The sequence below is a fragment of the Vibrio sp. T3Y01 genome (assembly GCF_013114525.1).
GTDB lineage: Bacteria > Pseudomonadota > Gammaproteobacteria > Enterobacterales > Vibrionaceae > Vibrio > Vibrio chagasii_B.
Genome location: NZ_VTXJ01000010.1, coordinates 59342 through 79330, shown reverse-complemented (window position 1 = coordinate 79330; position 19989 = coordinate 59342). Strand labels below are relative to the sequence as shown.

The window sequence follows — 19989 nt, the reverse complement described above, 5'->3', positions numbered from 1 at the left end:
AGATAACGTACATTCAGCCCAAGGTTAGAAAATAGGAAGAAGTAAGCAATGTTCCAGACTGATGATGTAAGAATTAACAAAGTAAAAGAGTTATTACCCCCTGTTGCTGTTTTAGAAAAGTTTCCAGCGACAGAAGTTGCTTCTTCTACAACCTTTGAAAGCCGTAAAGCAATTCACAACATTCTAGAAGACAAAGATGACCGCCTATTGGTTATCGTTGGTCCATGTTCTATTCATGATCCAGAAGCCGCTCTTGAATACGGTAAGCGTTTGAAAGTTCTGCGTGACGAACTAGGCGATAAGCTAGAAATCGTAATGCGTGTTTACTTTGAAAAACCACGTACTACCGTTGGCTGGAAAGGCCTGATCAATGACCCGTACATGGATGACACGTTCAAGCTAAACGATGGTCTACGTCTTGGACGTAAGCTATTGCTTGATCTAACAGACATGGGTATGCCGACGGCAAGTGAATTCCTAGACATGATCACGCCTCAATACGTAGCAGACTTAATTAGCTGGGGTGCAATTGGCGCACGTACTACGGAATCTCAAGTTCACCGTGAGCTAGCTTCTGGTCTTTCATGCCCTGTTGGTTTCAAGAATGGTACTGATGGCAACATCAAGATCGCAACAGACGCAATCCGCTCTGCAAGTGCTTCTCACCACTTCTTGTCTGTAACTAAGTATGGCCATTCAGCTATCGTTGAAACGGCTGGTAACCCTGATTGTCATATCATCCTACGTGGTGGTAAAGAGCCAAACTACAGCGCAGAGCACGTTGGTAAGATCAAGCAAGAGCTTGAAGCCTCAGGCCTACCACAGAAAGTAATGATCGACTTTAGCCACGCAAACAGCTCTAAGCAATTTAAGCGCCAACTGAACGTATCGGATGACGTGAGCGCACAGATCTCTGGTGGTGACAAAGCTATCTTTGGTGTGATGATCGAATCTCATCTAGTTGAAGGCCGCCAGGATTTGGTTGACGGCAAAGCTCCAACATACGGCCAGTCAATTACTGATGCTTGTATTGGTTGGGAAGATACTGAAACAGTACTTCGTCAACTGGCAGATGCAGTTGAAGCTCGCCGTAACAAGTAAATTAGTGACTTAATTACTCTCTAGAACGACTTAGACAATTGAAGCCCTTACTCGCTTTCGTGAGTAAGGGCTTTTTAATACACGTTTCAATTTAAGGTTCGCTATTCCATAAAATCATTTACTTATCGTATAGTGAATGGTTAAATGGTGTGGTGTTCCATAAACTGAAGAGTCGTATCAATGAAGGCAGTATTGGCGAGTGTTGTATTAATTGCAGTAAACACGTTTTCTATATCAAATGCACAAGCTGCAACAGGCTTTAATGCAGAGCAGTTGTGTAAAGCTGGTCTTGCACTTGCGGTCGACAAGCAACCTCGTGGGATTAAAGCGACATCAGGAAAAAGTAACCAGCGTATCTTGCTTAGCTTGAAAGATGGGCAGAACGATTGGGATTACCGTTGTGACGTGAACCGCGGTAACAAAACGATCAAGTTAGAAGCGAGAGAACTCAAGCGTAACGATAAGTTCTTAGGCCAAGCGATTCGCTATGATGTTGCTGATGCAAAGCGCTCAGTAAAAGTAACAATGAAAAAACGCAAAGGCTCTGGCGTGAAGAGCGAAACCTATACATCTCGCCAATTGAAATAATTGCGTTTGTTGGTGAGGGGAACCTCAAAAGCAAAATGATAAAGCCGCAGTAATTTGCGGCTTTTGTGTATAAATACAGAATAGGGAATACCTATTTTATGAGGCTAAGTAGCTCTGTCACCTTTTCGGTTAGCAAGGCTTTATCTCGCTTGGTTTCTACGTTAAGCCGGATAAATGACTCGGTATTGGACTTCCTTAAGTTAAAGCGCCAAGTACCCATATCCATGCTAATACCGTCGGTATGATCTATGTTTACAGCACGCTTTTGGTAGCATGAAAGCACACGAGCGATAGCTTGTTCTGGGTCTGCTATCTTACGATTGATCTCTCCAGAAGAGGGGAATCTTTCCACGCTAGAGCTGATAAGTTGATGAAGAGATTGTTGAGTCTTACTGATCAGTTCAATGACGAGTAGCCAAGGAATCATCCCTGAGTCGCAGTACCCAAAGTCACGGAAGTAATGATGTGCGCTCATCTCTCCACCGTACACAGCGTTCAGCTCTCGCATTTTCTCCTTGATCAAAGCGTGCCCAGCTTTTACGCCAACAGTGTTTCCCCCGAGCTTTTCTGCAATCTCTATTGTATTCCATGTCATGCGCATGTCGTGTAGTACAGTTGCATTGGAATCCTTCAGTAAGAAGGCTTCGGTTAGCAGACCGACGATGTAGTAACCCTCAATGTAATTACCTTTTTCATCAAAGAAGAAACAACGATCAAAATCACCATCCCAGGCAATACCAAGGTCTGCGGAGTGCTCTAAAACGGCATCGTGGGTAGCAGCTTGGTTTTCTTTAAGTAAAGGATTAGGGATGCCATTTGGGAACATCCCATCCGGAGTGTGATGAACTTTGATGAAGGTGATTGGAGCATTCAGTTCATTGAACTTGCTCTCTATAGCATCAACGACATGCCCGGCAACGCCGTTTCCCGCGTTAACCACAATCTTCATCGTTGATAGCTTTGACGGCTTTATGTAAGAGAGTAGGTGATCCACATAAGGAGCGAGAATACTGGCTGTTCTAATGAAATTATCGGCTTGTTCATGGCTGATCGGTTGTTCGCTGAACCTCTCATGCTCTAGAACTTCTATGCGCTGTTTGATTACATCTAACCCATTGTTTTTACTGATTGGATTAGCGTCTAGACCAACTAGCTTCATGCCGTTGTAATTGATTGGATTGTGGCTTGCCGTAACCTGAACTCCGCCAATAGCTTGTAGGTGGCGAGTTGCAAAGTAGACTTCTTCTGTGCCTGTCATGCCGAGATCTACCACGTTGATCCTTGATTCAATCAAACCCTTGGTCATCGCTTTCTGCAGTGGCAATGAGGTTTCACGATTATCACGACCAATGACTACTTGAGCCAGCTCATCGAATGACGTTTTAGATGTTTCTGCAAGGACATATTCGCCAAATGCTATACCAAGCAGGTAAGCTAGGCGCTCATTGATTTGTTTACCAATGATTCCTCGGATATCGTTATTTTTAAAGCAGCTGAGATCTAAATTCTGTTTCATTCTATCGTCGCTGCTTTAGTTCGATTTGTTGATTTGAGGTGAGCTAGGTTGTTCGCTTCGCCCGTAACTATCTTGATATCGAATAATGTCGTCTTCACTCAAATGGCTACCGGTTTGTACTTCGATCATTTCGAGTGGAGCGTCCCCTGGATTTTCTAGGCTATGTATGTGTCCTAGCGGAATATAAGTGGATTGGTCTTCTTCAACGAGATAGGTTTTCTCATCATTGGTCACCTTCGCAACACCTGCTACAACAACCCAGTGTTCTGCTCTATGGTGATGCATCTGTAGGGATAACTTGTGACCGGGTTTTACAGTGATGCGTTTAACCTTGTCTCGTTTGCCTAGGTCAATTACATCGTATTTACCCCAAGGTCTAAACACTTCGCGGTGATGAACATGTTCTGTGCGATTTGCTTGATTCAGCTGGCTGACTATCGATTTCACGCCTTGAACTTTGTCTTTGTTCGCGACGAGTATGGCGTCTTTTGTTTCGACAATAATGAGATTTTCGACACCTACAGTCGCAACCAGTTTGTTTTCAGCGTGGATGTAGTTGTGCTGAGAATCGACCGTTAACACATCGCCTTCAATCACATTGTTGTGTTCATCTTTATCACTGACATCCCAAATCGCAGACCACGAGCCAATATCATTCCAACCAACATCCATCGAAATTACCGCAGCATCTGACGTTTGTTCCATCACGGCATAGTCGATAGAGTCACTTGGACTGCTTTTGAATGCTTCAGCGTCAATACGGATAAAGTCGAGGTCAGTATTTTGTTTTTCGAGAGCGCTTTTACAGGCCTCAAGGATCTGTGGATGATGTTTTGCTAGCTCTTCTAAGTAGCGTGAGGCTTTAAACATGAACATACCGCTGTTCCAGAGGTATTGGCCCGAATTAACGTATTGTTCTGCGGTGGCTAGATCTGGCTTTTCAACGAAACATTCAATGGCAAAAGCATGGTGGGAGAGTGGAGCTCCTTGTTTTATATAACCATAGCCAGTTTCTGGTGCGCTTGGAGTAATCCCAAAAGTAACCAGTTTACCATGTTTTGCGTATTCAACACCTCTCGCCACCGTTTGCTGAAATTCTGCTGTTTTAGCGATGTGATGATCAGCAGCCAGTACCAATAATATTGGATCTGACTCATTTTGTTGGTTACATCTGGTGTGATTTAAAGCCTGTAATGCAGCGAGTGCGATGGCGGGAGCTGTGTTTCTTCCGACAGGTTCTAGCAAAATACCACTGTGTTGGATGTTGGCTGAGCGAGCCTGTTCCGCAGCAATAAAGCGGTGCTCTTCATTACAGATAATGAAGGGAGCCGCACATTCTGCATTACTCAAGTGCGCTTCAAGACCTTGTAGGCGTATAAGGGTTTGCTGGAGCATCGATTGTTCGCCAGCAATATTGAGGAACTGCTTTGGGTAAAGCTCGCGAGACAGTGGCCAGAGGCGGCTACCAGAGCCGCCAGCTAGAATGACAGGTAAAATCATAGCGTGGTACTGGGTGCATTAAAATACTGGCGCCATGTTACCACGCTTCACTCTTTTTAATTATCGATAACCCATTTAGTTACCTATAAACAGTAGATACGCTGTTTATTGATGACCTGATGAATTCGAAATAGCCATATCTTGAACTTCGCTAAAACCTTGTGGGTCGATTTTGAGTGTTTGTGTTGGGAAAGCGATATCCGCATTGTGCTTATGAATAATCGCCAGTACCTGCAGTAGTACATCTTGTTTCACTTCATGGTATCTCACCCAGTTGACGGTTTTAGTGAAGGTGTAGATAAAGAAGTTCAGCGTTGATGGGCCAAACTTATCGAAGTTCACGATGAGCGTCTGCTTAGCATCGATGTCTGGGTGCGTTTCAAGCATGGCTTTTACGTCATCCACGATAACAGCTAACTTGCTCGCATCTTCGTAACGAAGCCCAAAGGTTTCATTAATTCGACGGTTTAGCATTCGCGATGGGTTTTCCACCACAATGTTACTGAATACTGAGTTTGGCACGTACAGTGGGCGTTTATCGAATGTACGAATGATGGTCATGCGCCAGCCAATACGTTCGACGGTACCTTCGATTTGACGGTCAGGAGAGCGAATCCAATCACCGACTTTAAAAGGTCGGTCGAAGTAGATCATCATGCCGCCAAAGAAGTTCGAGAGTAGATCTTTTGCTGCCAAACCTACAATCAAACCACCCACACCACCAAAGGTCAGCAAGCCTGATAGGCTAAGACCGAATGCTTGCATGATCGTCAGGCCACCCATGACCATAAAGAATAGGCGAGCTACTTTTGCGATCGCTTGTACTGTCGTTTCATCTCTGTTTTTCTGTTCTAAGACGTACGTTTCAGTATTGGTGATCATTCGCAAGGTGAACCAAACGAAAGTGCATATGATTAAAATGTGTTTTAGTGTTTTTAACCAGTTGATTTCGTTGCCAAACTGGTCTTGAAGGATCAACCCAATAGAGACAGTCGCCGGCCAACACCAAAGTAACGTACTGACTGGAGTTTTCAGTGCTGCTAGTAGCAGGTCATCCCAGTGAAAAGGGGTTTTCTGTACCAGAATTTCTAAGCGATTGTGGATAATTCGCCAAGCTACCCAAGCGAGAAAACTCGCAATAGTGATGAATAAGACACTGTTGGCCCAATCAGTATGGCTCTGGTTAATGTAGGTTTGTACTTGGGTTAAGAATTCATTCATTGTGTGTGCTGCCGCAGAAATTATGAATTGGAAATTAGCAGAAACTCGAGTTGTTCTCTACCTTTATAAATCAAGCGATTATGACAATAGTATAACCTTATTATTGCAGAACTAACTTTTTTTGAGATAGAAACTAATGTAGGTTTGACTATCCCGTGTTATTTAAATTTCTAAACAGGATTTCAAATGAGCGACAAACAATATGCAGTTATCGGTTTAGGGCGTTTTGGTTTATCTGTGTGTAAAGAGCTGCAAAGTTCTGGGGCGCAGGTATTAGCCGTCGATATTGATGAAGAGCGAGTGAAAGAAGCCGCGGCCATTGTTTCACAAGCGATTGTTGCTAACTGTACGAGTGAAGAGACGGTTAAAGAGCTAAGGCTCGACGAGTACGATATGGTAATGGTTTCGATTGGTTCTGATGTGAACTCGAGTATTTTGACTACTCTGGTCGTGAAAGAGTCGGGGGCTAAAACCGTTTGGGTTAAGGCGAATGATAAGTTCCACGGCAAGATCCTTTCTAAAATTGGCGCTGACCATATCATTATGCCGGAGCGAGACATGGGAATTCGGGTAGCGCGTAAGATGCTAGACAGACGTGTTCTTGAATTTATTGACCTTGGCAGTGATTTAGCGATGACTGAAATTGTCATTGGCTCAAAACTCTTGGGTAAGCAACTTCGCGATTTGAAGCTTTGCAAAGAGGTAGGTGTCGAAGTTCTTGGATTCAAGCGCGGTCCTAATCTTACTAAAGCACCGGAGCTGGATATTAGTTTAGAAATCGGAGATGTGGTGATCATCGCTGGGCCTAAAGAGACCCTATCTAGAAAGCTACGTAATTGGTAATGGGAACTTGTAATAGGGTAACAGTATGAATTCGTTTCAGCGAAAAGGTACTTTCTACACACTCACAAGAGATGAAAAGCCACGTAAAGGCTCTGAACCTAAGATAATCCTGACCAGCTTTTTGGCGGTGCTTATTCCCTCGGCCATCTTACTCACGATGCCGGTTTTTTCTGTCACAGGGCTCAGTTTCACAGATGCATTGTTTACTGCGACTTCTGCAATCAGCGTAACAGGGTTAGGGGTCGTTGATACGGGCGAACACTTTACTTTGGCCGGGAAAATCTTGCTGATGTTCTTGATGCAAGTGGGCGGGTTAGGGCAAATGACCTTATCTGCGGTTCTTCTGTACATGTTTGGTGTCCGGTTAAGCTTGAAGCAACAGGCATTGGCAAAAGAGGCATTGGGACAAGATCGTAAGATTAACCTGCGTAAGCTAGTAAAGAAGATCATCATCTTTGCGCTAGTGGCTGAATTTATTGGCTTTGTATTGCTTTGTTTCCGATGGGTTCCTGAAATGGGCTGGGCAACAGGCAGCTTTTACGCACTGTTTCATGCGATATCAGCATTTAATAACGCCGGTTTCGCTCTGTTCTCAGATAGTATGATGAGCTTTGTTGACGACCCATTGGTTATCTTTACCTTAGCGGCTCTGTTCATTTTTGGTGGCTTAGGCTTTACGGTGGTCGGTGACTTATCTAGCAACTGGCGCAAAGGCTTCCAGCATCTGCATTTGCATACCAAGATCATGCTAACCGCAACCCCGACTCTATTGTTGGTGGGTACAGTGTTATTTTGGCTACTGGAAAGAAATAACTCTGCGACTATGGAAGGGTTATCAACTCAAGGCCAATGGCTGGCGGCGTTTTTTCAATCAGCAAGCGCTCGTACCGCTGGCTTTAACAGTGTGGATTTGTCTCAGTACACGCAGCCTGCTTTATTGGTGATGATTGTGTTAATGCTGATTGGTGCTGGTTCTACCTCAACTGGTGGCGGTATTAAGGTATCGACCTTTGCAGTTGCTTTTGTCGCGACTTGGACATTCCTACGTCAGAAAAAGCACGTCGTGATGTTTAAACGTACTGTTACATGGCAGGCGGTAACCAAGTCATTGGCCATTATCGTGGTCAGTGGGGCGTTATTAACTACGGCGATGTTTTTGTTAATGCTTACCGAAAAAGCCGCGTTTGATCGAGTCATGTTCGAGGTGATTTCTGCCTTTGCAACGGTAGGATTGACGGCTGGGTTAACCGCAAATCTAACCGAACCTGGCAAATACATCATGATTGTTGTGATGGTTATTGGTCGTATCGGTCCTTTGACGTTGGCGTATATGTTAGCTCGCCCAGAGCCTTCACTGCTCAAGTATCCAGAAGACACGGTTCTAACAGGCTAGCGCGTCTGTTAATGAATTAGAAAACACAAAGCCAGCGTTATGCTGGCTTTGTTGTTATAGGTATAGCGTTAATTGCTGAATGTTTAGCCCTCAAACATCTCAACGTATTCTTCATACCCTTCTTCAGCCAGTTTATCTGCTGGGATAAAGCGCATCGCCGCTGAGTTCATGCAGTAACGTAAGCCTGTTGGTTTAGGGCCATCTTTGAAGACATGACCTAAGTGAGAATCACCAAATCGGCTACGAACTTCTGTGCGTGGGTACAACAGTTTGTAGTCTGTGGTTGTCACTACGTAAGCTTCGTTGATTGGTTGGGTGAAGCTCGGCCAGCCTGTACCTGATTTGTATTTGTCTTTTGACGAGAACAAAGGCTCACCGGTAACGATATCAACATAAATACCTTCTTCTTTGTTATCCCAGTATTTGTTGTCAAATGGGCGCTCAGTAGCGTCTTCTTGCGTTACATCGTATTGAAGTGCTGTAAGCTTCGCTTTGATCTCCGCATCAGACGGTTTTACGTATGTTTTAGCATTCGCTGTCGCATTTTTACTGTCGATGATCTGACGTAGTGTTTTAGGGTTGTCCTTTCTATCATCACCGAAGATTTTATCTAAATACTGATCACGACCTGAAGCGTAGCGGTAGTAGTTATAACGAACCTTACTCTTCTTGTAATAATCTTGATGGTAATCTTCTGCTGGCCAGAACTTCTCAAATTTGATCAGTTCTGTTTTTAGTGGTGCACCAAAGATTTGAGCCTTGTCGATCTCCATCATAAAGTTCTGAGCAACGTCTTTTTGCTCTTGGTTATGATAGAAAATGGCAGGTCGATATTGCGGACCACGGTCTACGAATGACCCTTTGTCATCGGTTGGGTCGATATGTCGAAAGAATTGGTCAAGAACCTGTTCATAGCTAACAATATCAGGGTTATAGGTCACGTTGATCACTTCGATGTGACCAGACTTGCCTGAAGAAACTTGTTTATAGGTTGGGTTTTCTAGATCGCCACCAGAATATCCAGAGATAACGTCTGTTACGCCTTTTAGTTTCTCTAGGTCAGACTCTGTACACCAAAAACAACCACCCGCGAGTGTCGCGATTTCACTTTTCCCTGAATTAGCCGTTTTATCCATTGTATTGGCAGTGCCAGTTTGGCTGACAAACAACGAAATCAGTGGTAGTGCAACCACGAGTGATACCAATATTTTAGATAATTTATTCATAGATACCTCATCTTGACGTTCTTTTTCATTCGATTTTGAATGTACGAATAGAGACAGGTTTTAGATGGAAAAAATTGCACTATTCATGAAAAAAATATGTGTCAGAGAAAATCTTGCTCATGAATGCTGCCAGTAGTAGGGTGTCGATACTAACAATAAATAACAGACAGTGATGGCGGTTATCGGTCATCTAAGGAACAGCATGCAAGCAGAAGTTAAATGGGTCGAAGGTTTTAAATTCTTGGGTCAATCTCAATCAGGCCACTCTATTGTTATGGATGGCAGCGGTGGTGCGACGGCGCCAAGCCCGATGGAAATGGTGCTTATGGCCGCTGGTGGTTGTAGCTCCGTTGATGTGGTGGATGGATTGAAATCTGCTGGTCAAAGCATTACAGGCTGTAACGCAAAACTTGAAACTACTCGTCGTGAAACCGCGCCAAAAATCTTTACCGCGATTAACATTCACTTTGAAGTATCAGGTGACAACCTTGATCCTGAGTTGGTTGCAAAAGTATGCGCTGATTCATTAGAAAAATACTGTTCAGTGTGCCTAATGCTAGGTGCTGGCGTAGAAATGACGCACAGCTGGGAAATAGTCTAGTCTTCTGGCCGTATAGCTTGGCTTTGAGTCATTATACTTTTCGGCTTATGAGCAAACATAGATAAAGAAAGGGCGGAGCACTTATCAGTGCTCCGCCCTTATTATTAAGGAAGATATCGAGATTGCGGCGGAATGCGATTATTCCACTGTCTCTACGATAACCTCTTCAACTTGAACGTCTTCTTGGTACTCGAAGCTTGGAATTGTTGCTTCAACACGACGGTTTTGTGCACGACCTTCAGCCGTATCGTTTGATGCGATTGGGTTTTCTTCCCCTTCACCCGAAGCGGTAATACGGCTTGACTCAATGCCTTGCTCTTCGATGTACGCTGCTACTGCTGCCGCACGTTTCTTAGAGATCATCATGTTATACTCAGCAGCACCTGTTGAATCTGTGTGACCAACGATGTTAACGGTAGACTGTGGATATGTTTGTAAGACTTCCACAATTGGCTGTACAGCGGCTTTACCTTCGTCTGAAAGCTCTGTGCTGTTAGTCGCAAATGTACCTTGAGAGAAGCTCTCAGTTTGCGCTTTGGTAACCACTACCTCAGCTTCCTCTTCAACAACCACAGTTTCTGGCTCTGTGATTGGTTCAGAAGGTGCTTGAGTAACCGCCGCCGCAGAAGCTGCAGCCGCTGATGCGGTTGTATTACCTGTGCCGAAATTGTAGCTAAGACCTACTGTGACAAGGTTGGAGTTTAGATCTTGGATGATCTTATCGTCAAAATCATCGAAGTATTGGTATTCCACTCTCACTGCCCAGTCGTCTGAAAACTGTTTCTCAGCACCGATACCCAGAGCCAGTACAACATCATCTTCATCGTCATGCATGATGTAAGCTGGACCCGCTTTGAAGAAGACATCAAACTCTTTTTTGATCGCCAATCGGTACATTGGGCTCAACGATATTGCAATAATGGAATCGCTGTAGCGCTGAGTTGTCCCGTTGTAATTAAAACTAGTGTCGTAGTCACCTAGGTAATCTGCGTTTAATTCCAGTGCAATGTTATCGGTAAAGTTGTAGCCACCGTAAAGACCACCGGCGACTGAATCATCTTCACAGTTCACACTATCTACACAAGCACTATCGAGCCACCCCATCCCGACTTTTGCACCAACATAAGTGGTTGCAGCGATGGAAGGAGCAGCAGCAAAGCCTGAAGCTGCAATGACGGCACACATAATCTTTGAGAGTTTTTTCATAATCTTATCCTTGGATTAACTCTTATTGTTATCTGAATCAGTCCTTTAAAACGATTTCTTACTGATAGGCACACTGCAAATGTAAGTAAATCAAGGCGTTGATCCAGTTCGAACCTATCTTGGAACTCTTAATACATTGTTAGTCTGATTGCTTATGGGAGTCAATGAAGTTGTTAAGATTTATATATTCAAAGTGCTATTTACAGGCGTTTTTGTCAATTAATTGCTGTCTCAAATGTTGGAAATGAAGAAACCTCGCATCACCTTATATCGGTAATGCGAGGTTTTCGTTTTGTACTGAAGCTTGCCTGAGTAGGAAGGTGAGTGTCTTTAAGGACGCTCGCCAGCCAATAAGCGCTTTTCGATATCAGCAATTACTTCAGGCAAATCGGCTATGGTGTCAATTAGATAGTGCGGGTTTGATTTGTTTAGCTTAAGGCTGGCTTTTTCACGTGCTGCTGCCAGTGTTGTTTCGTCTGCATCTAAGTATTCTTGGTAAGTTAATCCTGCTTCGTTGCCTGATAACACAAGACCTACCGTCCACATGCCTGCGTTGTGACCCTCATCAATGCCCGGGGCTGCATCATCCACTTTCACACAGGCTGCAACGTTTGTTACGCCTAGGTCGATTACGTTTTTAAGTGCCATGAATGGTGCAGGGCGACCACCTTGAGGTAAGTCATCGGTTGCAACCACGTTGTCTGGACGATAGCCATAATCTGCTGCTGCAGGAATTAGAACATCCATCACTTCACGTGGGTAACCGGAACAAGAACCGATTTTTACGTTTTTCTCTTTTAGGTTATTCACTACTTCAATCGCGTTTAAAATTGGCGCTGCGTGGTCGGCTACTTTCGCTTTTTGAAGAGGCATAAATGCCGCGTAAATCGCATCAACGTCTTCACTGGTCATCGAACGTCCGAACTGAGCAGTCCAACGAGCATCAACTGCAGGGATTCGACCCACCGCTTGGATGTGATCCCATTTACCGATACCCATAGGTTCACGAGCTTCTGCTAAGTCGATGTCAAAGTCGAAACCTTGTTTGAATGCTTCAACGAAAATACTGGTTGGAGCAAATGATCCAAAATCAACGATAGTGCCTGCCCAGTCAAAGATAACTGCTTGGATAGGTGATGTTGTGTTCATAGTCGTGTCCTATTTCTGTTCTCTCCCAGCTCAAGTTGCTCTGGGAGACAAATGATTGTTTTAAGTTATTGGTTAGATTATGGTTTAAAGGTACTCAAAGTCTTTGCAGACTTTTGCTATCGCTTTTTCGAATACAGACAGAGCGACTTCTAGTTCGCTGCGACTGATGATCAATGGTGGGCTCAACTGAATCACGTTACCTTGTGACACCTTAAAGCTCAGGCCATCGTTCAGACACTGGTAAAGTACTGCTTCTGCTTCATCGAACGCTCGGTTTTTGGTGATATGGTCAGTGACCAATTCCACTCCCCAAAGCAGGCCGATGCCGCGAACGTCACCAATGACTGGGTATTTCTCTTTCATTTGAAGCAGTTGTTCACGTACGAATTCACTGTCCGCCTGTACTTTTTGAAGTAGATTTTCTTGCTCAATCACTTCCATCGTAGCCAGTGCCGCCGCGCAGCCAATAGGACTTTTCTCGTGGGTGTAGTGACCAAGTGATACTTGCGCTGCCGTGTTGTATTTGTCTTTAGTGACCATGGCGGCAATTGGAACTAAGCCACCACCAAAACCTTTACCAATACATAGGATGTCAGGTTCGATATCAAACGCTTGGTGAGTAAACCACTCGCCGCTTCGACCCATACCATTTGGAATATCATCAATGATTAGCATGACATTGTGCTTATCACAGATCTCACGGATACGCTTCCAGTAAGCTTTGCTTGGCACTTGAACATCGGTGTTACGCACTGCTTCAGCAATGAAGGCACCAATGCCACCTTCTTTTTCAATCACATACTCAAGGTAATCGGCGTAGTGAACATCACATGCCGTCTCATTGCTATCGCCTGAACTACCTCCTTTAAGCGGGAAAGCGCCACGATAAGAGACGGCTGGTGGAATGCGTTCTACGCCAGCCATTAATGGCCCCATGCCTTCGCGGAAACAAGCTTCACCGCCCACTGAAATTGCGTCCAGTGACGCGCCATGGAATGAGTCCCACAGTGAAACGACCTTGAAGTTGTTGGTGACATGTCGAGCTAGCTTGAGTGCCATACCAATAACTGACGTTCCACCCGGTGCAAACAACACGCGGTTCAACTTACCACCGCAGATCTGTGTCAGCTTTTCAGCACATTGAACGGCTGTTTCATTGGTAAAGCGACGTGGTGAAAACGGCAATGACGCCATTTGTTGAGTGACTTTATTAATGATGTGAGGGTGACCATAACCCAGTTGATGGACATTATTGCCATGAAAGTCCATGTACTTTTTGCCAGTCGCATCTTGAATGTAGATGCCTTCGGCTGCTTCAAGTGTGTCTAGGCAAGGCGTTGACATCGCTTGATGAAGAAACACGTCTGAGTCACGTTTTAACATCGCTTGAGTCACCTCATCGTTTAGCGACTCGTTCCATTTCTCACGCGCTGGCGTGGTGTTCACATCGCCTTCGCTTCGAAAGTGTGTCGCCTTTAGAACAGAATCTTGATTGGCCATCGTCATTATTTGATGTCCCAGTACATAGCGTTTTTCACTGCGCCAATGAGAGCTTCAATGTCTGACGGATACACTTCACCGATGTTACCGATTCGGAAGCAGTCTGCGTTTGAAACCTTACCCGGGTAAATCACAAAACCTTGTTCTTTCAAGCGGTCATAGAATTCCTTGAATTGGTAATCGCTATGAGTTGGAGAATAGAAAGAGGTAATGATAGGTGAATGAAGATCATCATTAAGCAGTGGTTCAAAGCCAAGAGAGCGCATACCTGCAACCAAGGTAGTTTGGTTGGTTTGGTAGCGATTATGACGAGCTTCGATACCGCCTTCCTGTTCAAGTTCAAGTAGGGCTTGGTAGAAAGCACGCACTGTGTGAGTTGGAGAGGTGAAGCGCCATTTACCGTGATTGCTTTCCATGCAGTGCCATTGGTCAAACAGATCAAGGCTTAATGAGCGAGCTTGGCCTTTGCACTTTTCCAGTTCCGATTGCTTAGCAATGACAAAGCCGAAGCCCGGTACACCTTGGACGCACTTGTTTGCTGAGCTGATCATATAATCGATACCTAAGTCAGCGATATCCATAGGGATGCCACCAAAGCTCGACATTGCATCGAGAATGACGGTTTTGTTGTGCTGTTTTGCCAATTTGGCAATGTCTTCAATTGGATTCAGCATGCCTGTCGTGGTTTCACAGTGCACAATCGCAACGTGAGTAACGTCTGAATCCATGGCCAATGCCGTTTCCATTTCGTTCAAGTCAGGCTGTGATGTTTCGCCTGGGGAAACGACATGACATGGAATGTTTAAGTATTCCGCGATTTGAGCAATACGAGCGCCGTACGCACCGTTATCAACAATAAGAAGCTTACCGCTGTTAGAGATAACGCTACCGATTGTTGCTTCTACTGAAGCGGTGCCGCTACCTTGCATTAATACGCTTGTATATCCCGCTTGCTTAGTCGCTAAAGTCACTAGCTTGCTACGAATCACTTCAACAACGTCTTTGTTGTATTCATCATCCCAAGTACACCAATCTTTTAACATCGCTTGGCGAACGGTTTCAGAAGTAGATAAAGGGCCCGGTGTCAGCAGTAAGTATTCGTTTCTCATGTTCAACTCTCGTGATTCTCATTTTGGACTATACCAGTATTTAGGGCTACTTTAACAACCAATTTAAACGGTCGTAAATAGCCCAAACATCATTTTCACAAAAGCTTCATATTAAAAAATGGTCACTTGTCTTGAGAAAGTTTTCGATCTTTAAATTGCCATTTTTCGTTCATTTAATCGTCATAAAAGCCAGTTAGCTTAATACTCGAAATCTGGTACATACCAAACTGGAGGTGTGTGCTAATAACCTAAATGAATTTATGGAAATAGAAGCCTCTAGATGGAGCTTCTAGCCTTAACAACTTTAACCTTGGCAATTCCTAACCTTGGCATTGGGCCTGACTGGAGAAAATGATGAAAAACCGTTTTATGAAAGGATCACTTGCAGCATTAGTCACACTATTAGCTGGTAACGCTTATGCGGCACAGGAAGTGACGGTTTACACCGCTTTTGAAACTGACATCTTAGCGAAGTACAAAAATGCTTTTGAAAGCGAAAACCCAGACATCAACATCAAATGGGTACGTGATTCAACTGGGATCATGACGGCAAAATTATTAGCTGAGAAAAACAACCCTCGTGCAGAAGTGGTATGGGGCCTTGCGGGTTCTTCAATGGCTCTACTTAAAGAAGAGGGCATTCTTAAGCCTTACACTCCTCAAGGTGTAGAAGCGCTGCGCTCAAACCTCAACGATCCGCAATCTACTCAAGCTTGGTATGGCAACGATGCATTCTTCAATGCGGTTTGTTTCAATGAAGCGGTAGCGAAACAACTTAACCTACCAGCACCTAAATCTTGGGATGACCTAACCAAGCCTATCTACAAAGGTCATATTGCGATGCCAAACCCAGCGTCTTCTGGTACGGGTTATATGCAAGTGTCGGCTTGGCTACAAAACATGGGTGAAGACCAAGGTTGGAACTACATGCAGAAGCTAGACCAAAACATCGCTCACTACACGCATTCTGGTTCTAAGCCATGTGTTCAAGCGGGTATGGGTGAAGTCGCTATCGGTATTTCTATGGCGAGCCGTGGCGCTAAGCTGAAAACTCAAGGTGCACCGCTTTCTGTAATTACACCTGAGGGTATTGGTTGGGAATCTGAAGCGGTAGGTCTTGTGAAGCCGTCCGATGCTGCGCAACGTGTGGTTGATTGGTCTATCTCTAAAGCAGCAAATGAGCTTTACATCGAAATGTATCCAGTTGTTGGTCACCAAGATGTGACGGCAACAATTGAAAACTTCCCTAACGTCGAAAAGAGCATGGCAAAAATGGACTTTGCACGTATGGGCAGCGAGCGTGCAGACGTATTGAAAACATGGTCTGAGAAGTTTGACGCTAAATCAGAGCCAAAATCTTAATCTATCGAGCTACTCAGTTAATTAACTATTAAGTTCATTAGAAGTTAGAAATCAGTAAAGGAAGGCTTCGGTCTTCCTTTTTTAGTTTTACGCCTTTAGGTTTTATGTAAGGTACGACAAATGACAAAACACTACTCATATTGGTTCAAACAAGCACTAGAAAAGGAATTTGGCAGCATCGATGCGGGGCTAGAATCCGCGAAGCCACTGCAAAAAGACATTAACTGCGACATCGCTATTGTTGGCGGCGGTTACACAGGGCTGTGGACGGCGATTTTGATCAAGCAGCAGCAACCTCAAAAGCATGTTGTGGTGATTGAAAAAGGTTTGTGTGGCAGCGGCGCTTCTGGTGCGAACGGTGGCTGTATGCTGACATGGTCGACTAAGTATCCCACGTTGAAGAGGCTCTACGGAAAAGAGCAAGCAAAATGGCTGGTAAAAGAATCGGAAAAGGTCATTTACGAGATCGAAGCTTTCTGTAACGAACATAATATCGACGCGCATTTGTATCGTAGCGGGACTTATTACACGGCAACCAATGAAGCACAACAAGGTGGAATGGAGCTCGTAGTGAATGAGTTGGTTAAGCAGGGTATCAATAGCTGGAAGAAGTGTGACAGCTCTTTGTCTGATAAAGCAGGATCGGAGCGTCATATCGAAGGTTATTACTCAGAAGCCGCGGGCAGTGTGCAGCCAGCATTACTGGCGAGAGGGTTACGTCGAGTTGCTATTGATTTAGGGGTTGAAATTCACGAAAACACGGAGATGACTTCGCTTGATTGTGGAGCCCCAGCTCGAATCCAAACCAAAGGTGGCTCTGTTTTTGCCGACAAAGTGATTTTGGCACTCAACGCATGGATGCTCGATCACTTTAAAGAGTTTAAACGCAGTATTGTGGTTGTTTCGTCAGACATGGTTGTCACTAAGCCTATCGCTGAAAAGCTTCAGCAATTTGGCCCAGAGAAAGGGGCGGCAGTGGTGGATTCACGTATCTTTGTTCACTATTACCGAGACACCCAAGATGGACGCCTGATGTTGGGTAAAGGTGGCAATAGGTTCTCGTTTGCCAATCAAGTTGAAAGCATGTTTAACCAAAAGACAAACTACCTGTCGATTCTAAATCAATCGTTCGAAAAATTGTTCCCTAAATTGGAACAAAGTGAGTTCGATTACAACTGGTCTGGGGGCTCTGATCGCTCAGTAACAGGATTGCCATTTTTCGGTAATCTAAAAGGCCAAAACAACATCTATTATGGGCTCGGTTACTCAGGTAATGGTGTTGCGCAAACTCGTATGGGCGGAAAGATATTGTCGTCCATGGCACTCGGTACTGATAACGGTTGGACCTGTTGCGGATTAACCAACGGACCGCTTGGGCATTTCCCGCCAGAGCCATTTCGTTGGGTAGGAGCAATGATGGTGCGTGATGCAGTTCGAAGAAAAGAGAACGCAGAAGATTCTGGTAACACGCCATTGTGGCTCGATAAGCAGTTGGCAAAGCTAGCTGGTGCGGCAGGTAAAGCCGACAAGGTTGAGTGAATCTTTGTTGTAGATTGTGCTTTGCAGGTTAAGCGAGATCCGATCTTCAAGTGGCAACTGAATTGGAAGTTAAATTTGATTTGAAGTGAGAATTGATATGACGACCCCGCTGTATGTATTTGATTTAGATGAAGCACTCATGGATGGAAACAGCGCCATGACTTGGAATGAGTTTTTGGTTGAGAAAGGCTTGGCAAATGAACCTAGCTTTTTGAACGAAGAACGCAGGCTTATGACGCTGTATGTTCAAGGTATTCTCGATGAAGATATTTACCTTGAATTTGCAACCCGCTCACTAGCCAATAAAACTTATCAAGAGGTGTGTGCCTTATTAGAAGAGTGCATTAATCGTAAAGTTCTCAGCAAGATCTTTCCTCATCTTGCAAAGAGGAGCTGGTCGTCAACAACACAAGGGCAGCCGATGGTGATCATCTCTGCCATTGTGTCATTCATTCCTGCATGTGTGGCAAAATGGCTCAATATTCCCAATGTTGTCGGTATTGAACTCATGGAATCGTCGGGTCAATACTCTGCCAAGATTTTGGGGCTTCCGAGTCATCCGCATGGCAAGGTGGTTAGTTTGAATGAGTGGTTAGAGCAACACGGCCCTTCGCACAACCATAGTCAAATTGGTGCTGACTCGATTAATGATTTACCTCAATATGAAGTGGCGGATCGCCCTCACTTGGTTAATCCACACGAACGTTTAAGCGCTCGCTTGGAATCTGCTCCATGGCGTGCGATCTACTGATTTCAGTATTGGAAGAAACAATAGATATAACCATAAACAAGCATTGATATTTGGCGGTGAAAAGCACATTGGCTTTCATCGCCAAATACCTATTTGAGGACTAGTGGGTTTCTGTAAGATATTGAATATTATTACTTGTTTTGGTCTCGCCACCCTCAGTTAGAATGAATTTTATTTCTGCAATATAACTGTCATTTAGCTTCTATAAATTTGTCACTCAACTGAAATATTCAAAGTTTAAATTTGGTATATACCATATAAAGAGTGCTGTAATATGAGCAACCAAACTTATTTGAATATTGAAAACGTTGTAAAGCAATTTGGCCAATTTACAGCGCTAAAAGACATCTCCCTATCGATTGAAAAAGGCGAGTTCGTCTGTTTCCTTGGCCCATCGGGCTGTGGAAAAACCACCTTATTACGTGCGATTGCAGGTCTAGACTTACCAACCTCAGGTTCCATTGAGCAAAATGGTAGCGACACGACCTTTTTACCACCAGAAAAGCGTGACTTTGGCATCGTGTTCCAATCTTACGCTCTTTTCCCTAACCTGACGGTGGAAGAAAACATAGCAATCGGGTTGAAAAACCAAGGCATGTCGACCAAAGAAGCACTCGAAACGGTGGAGTCTTGGCTAGAAACCATCGGCTTGCCAACGTCTGGTCAAAAGTATCCGAATCAATTATCTGGCGGTCAGCAGCAGCGTGTGGCTTTAGCTCGCGCACTGGCCTTGTCTCCTGGGTTACTTCTGCTTGATGAGCCGCTGTCTGCACTCGATGCAAAAGTAAGAACACACCTGCGTGATGAGATTTGTCAATTACAGCGCAAGTTGGGCATCACCACGATCATGGTGACACACGATCAAGACGAAGCTTTGACTATGGCAGACCGCATCGTGGTCATGAACCATGGGGTTATTGAACAGGTGGGGGCGCCTCAAGAGATCTACCAAAAGCCAGCGAGTCGTTTTGTCGCTGAGTTTGTCGGCAGCATGAACTTCATTCAAGCCTCTGTGGCTGTTCAAGGCAAGATGCGTATTGCTGAATCTATGTTGCCACTTCCTGGGTTAGACAATCTGACTCCAAAGCAGGGGGATATGTTCGATATTGCAGTTCGTCCTGAGCAAATTCAGTTTGTTGATCGTTTTAATGAGTCATTACCTGTCAGAATCGTTTCGAGTGAGTTTCTAGGGGCTTTTTATCGTGTCGAATGTCAATTGCAGCATGACTCTACCGCTAAAGAGATTATCGTTGATGTGTCAGTCAAAGAGTTCAATCGATTGAAGTTACGCCGTAGCGATATTCGTTACGTGGCGTTTGATCAAGAAGGCTTGCGAGCTTATCCATCGAAAAGTGTTCAAGTGATGAAAGACGAGGCGGCGTAA

The 19989-nt window shown here is 44.5% G+C and carries 17 protein-coding genes; 9 read left to right on the top strand and 8 right to left on the bottom strand.

Annotation, left to right across the window (positions count from 1 at the left end):
* Positions 1–48: 48 nt before the first annotated feature.
* Both aroG and F0232_RS12885 read left to right on the top strand, forming a co-directional pair.
* On the top strand, positions 49–1101 hold the full coding sequence (aroG, locus tag F0232_RS12890) for a 3-deoxy-7-phosphoheptulonate synthase AroG (protein ID WP_105023172.1): 1053 nt from the start codon (positions 49–51) through the stop codon (positions 1099–1101).
* Positions 1102–1281: 180 nt separating this feature from the next.
* The gene (locus F0232_RS12885; protein ID WP_105057996.1) at positions 1282–1689 is read left to right on the top strand and encodes a hypothetical protein; all 408 of its coding nucleotides are present in this window, start codon (positions 1282–1284) and stop codon (positions 1687–1689) included.
* Positions 1690–1780: 91 nt separating this feature from the next.
* Here F0232_RS12885 and F0232_RS12880 read toward each other — a convergent pair whose 3' ends face one another.
* The 3 genes from F0232_RS12880 to F0232_RS12870 all read right to left on the bottom strand — a co-directional run bounded on the left by F0232_RS12880 (position 1781) and on the right by F0232_RS12870 (position 5926).
* Positions 1781–3205: a phosphomannomutase CpsG gene (locus F0232_RS12880; RefSeq protein ID WP_105057997.1), complete on the bottom strand. Its 1425-nt coding sequence runs from the start codon at positions 3203–3205 to the stop codon at positions 1781–1783.
* Between the two features lie 15 nt (positions 3206–3220).
* A complete protein-coding gene (locus tag F0232_RS12875; protein ID WP_105057998.1) occupies positions 3221–4705 on the bottom strand; it encodes a mannose-1-phosphate guanylyltransferase/mannose-6-phosphate isomerase in 1485 nt (494 codons plus the stop codon).
* Positions 4706–4810: 105 nt separating this feature from the next.
* Positions 4811–5926: a mechanosensitive ion channel family protein gene (locus F0232_RS12870; protein WP_105057999.1), complete on the bottom strand. Its 1116-nt coding sequence runs from the start codon at positions 5924–5926 to the stop codon at positions 4811–4813.
* A 186-nt stretch (positions 5927–6112) separates the two neighbouring features.
* On the opposite strand from F0232_RS12870, the gene F0232_RS12865 reads away from it, so the two are divergent.
* Positions 6113–6769, top strand: coding sequence for a TrkA family potassium uptake protein (locus tag F0232_RS12865; protein WP_008217206.1), 657 nt, complete (start codon positions 6113–6115; stop codon positions 6767–6769).
* Positions 6770–6794: 25 nt separating this feature from the next.
* Positions 6795–8162 (top strand): TrkH family potassium uptake protein, encoded by a 1368-nt coding sequence (locus F0232_RS12860; RefSeq protein ID WP_105023177.1) that lies wholly within the window; start codon positions 6795–6797, stop codon positions 8160–8162.
* A gap of 83 nt (positions 8163–8245) precedes the next feature.
* Here F0232_RS12860 and msrB read toward each other — a convergent pair whose 3' ends face one another.
* Positions 8246–9388, bottom strand: a complete 1143-nt coding sequence (gene msrB / locus F0232_RS12855) for a peptide-methionine (R)-S-oxide reductase MsrB (protein WP_105058000.1) — start codon at positions 9386–9388, stop codon at positions 8246–8248.
* Between the two features lie 202 nt (positions 9389–9590).
* Here msrB and F0232_RS12850 point away from each other — a divergent pair, with 202 nt between their 5' ends.
* Positions 9591–9989: an OsmC family protein gene (locus tag F0232_RS12850; RefSeq protein WP_017071630.1), complete on the top strand. Its 399-nt coding sequence runs from the start codon at positions 9591–9593 to the stop codon at positions 9987–9989.
* Positions 9990–10127: 138 nt separating this feature from the next.
* Here F0232_RS12850 and F0232_RS12845 read toward each other — a convergent pair whose 3' ends face one another.
* The 4 genes from F0232_RS12845 to phnW form a co-directional block, all read right to left on the bottom strand.
* Complete coding sequence (locus F0232_RS12845; protein ID WP_105058001.1) at positions 10128–11195, bottom strand: OmpA family protein; 1068 nt, start codon at positions 11193–11195, stop codon at positions 10128–10130.
* Positions 11196–11525: 330 nt separating this feature from the next.
* Positions 11526–12344, bottom strand: a complete 819-nt coding sequence (gene phnX, locus F0232_RS12840) for a phosphonoacetaldehyde hydrolase (protein ID WP_061031219.1) — start codon at positions 12342–12344, stop codon at positions 11526–11528.
* An 84-nt stretch (positions 12345–12428) separates the two neighbouring features.
* Entirely contained in the window at positions 12429–13850 is a 1422-nt protein-coding gene (locus tag F0232_RS12835) for an aspartate aminotransferase family protein (protein WP_105058002.1), read from the bottom strand.
* On the bottom strand, positions 13850–14953 hold the full coding sequence (gene phnW, locus F0232_RS12830) for a 2-aminoethylphosphonate--pyruvate transaminase (protein WP_105058003.1): 1104 nt from the start codon (positions 14951–14953) through the stop codon (positions 13850–13852). The genes F0232_RS12835 and phnW overlap by 1 nt, the downstream gene beginning before the upstream one ends.
* 351 nt (positions 14954–15304) lie before the next feature.
* Between phnW and F0232_RS12825 the strand changes: the two genes are divergently transcribed.
* From F0232_RS12825 to F0232_RS12810, 4 genes are all read left to right on the top strand, one after another.
* Positions 15305–16315, top strand: a complete 1011-nt coding sequence (locus F0232_RS12825; protein WP_105058004.1) for a putative 2-aminoethylphosphonate ABC transporter substrate-binding protein — start codon at positions 15305–15307, stop codon at positions 16313–16315.
* A gap of 120 nt (positions 16316–16435) precedes the next feature.
* Positions 16436–17854 (top strand): FAD-dependent oxidoreductase, encoded by a 1419-nt coding sequence (locus tag F0232_RS12820; RefSeq protein ID WP_105058005.1) that lies wholly within the window; start codon positions 16436–16438, stop codon positions 17852–17854.
* Positions 17855–17951: 97 nt separating this feature from the next.
* Positions 17952–18605 (top strand): HAD-IB family hydrolase, encoded by a 654-nt coding sequence (locus F0232_RS12815; RefSeq protein WP_105058006.1) that lies wholly within the window; start codon positions 17952–17954, stop codon positions 18603–18605.
* 274 nt (positions 18606–18879) lie between these two features.
* Positions 18880–19989 (top strand): putative 2-aminoethylphosphonate ABC transporter ATP-binding protein, encoded by a 1110-nt coding sequence (locus F0232_RS12810; RefSeq protein ID WP_105058007.1) that lies wholly within the window; start codon positions 18880–18882, stop codon positions 19987–19989.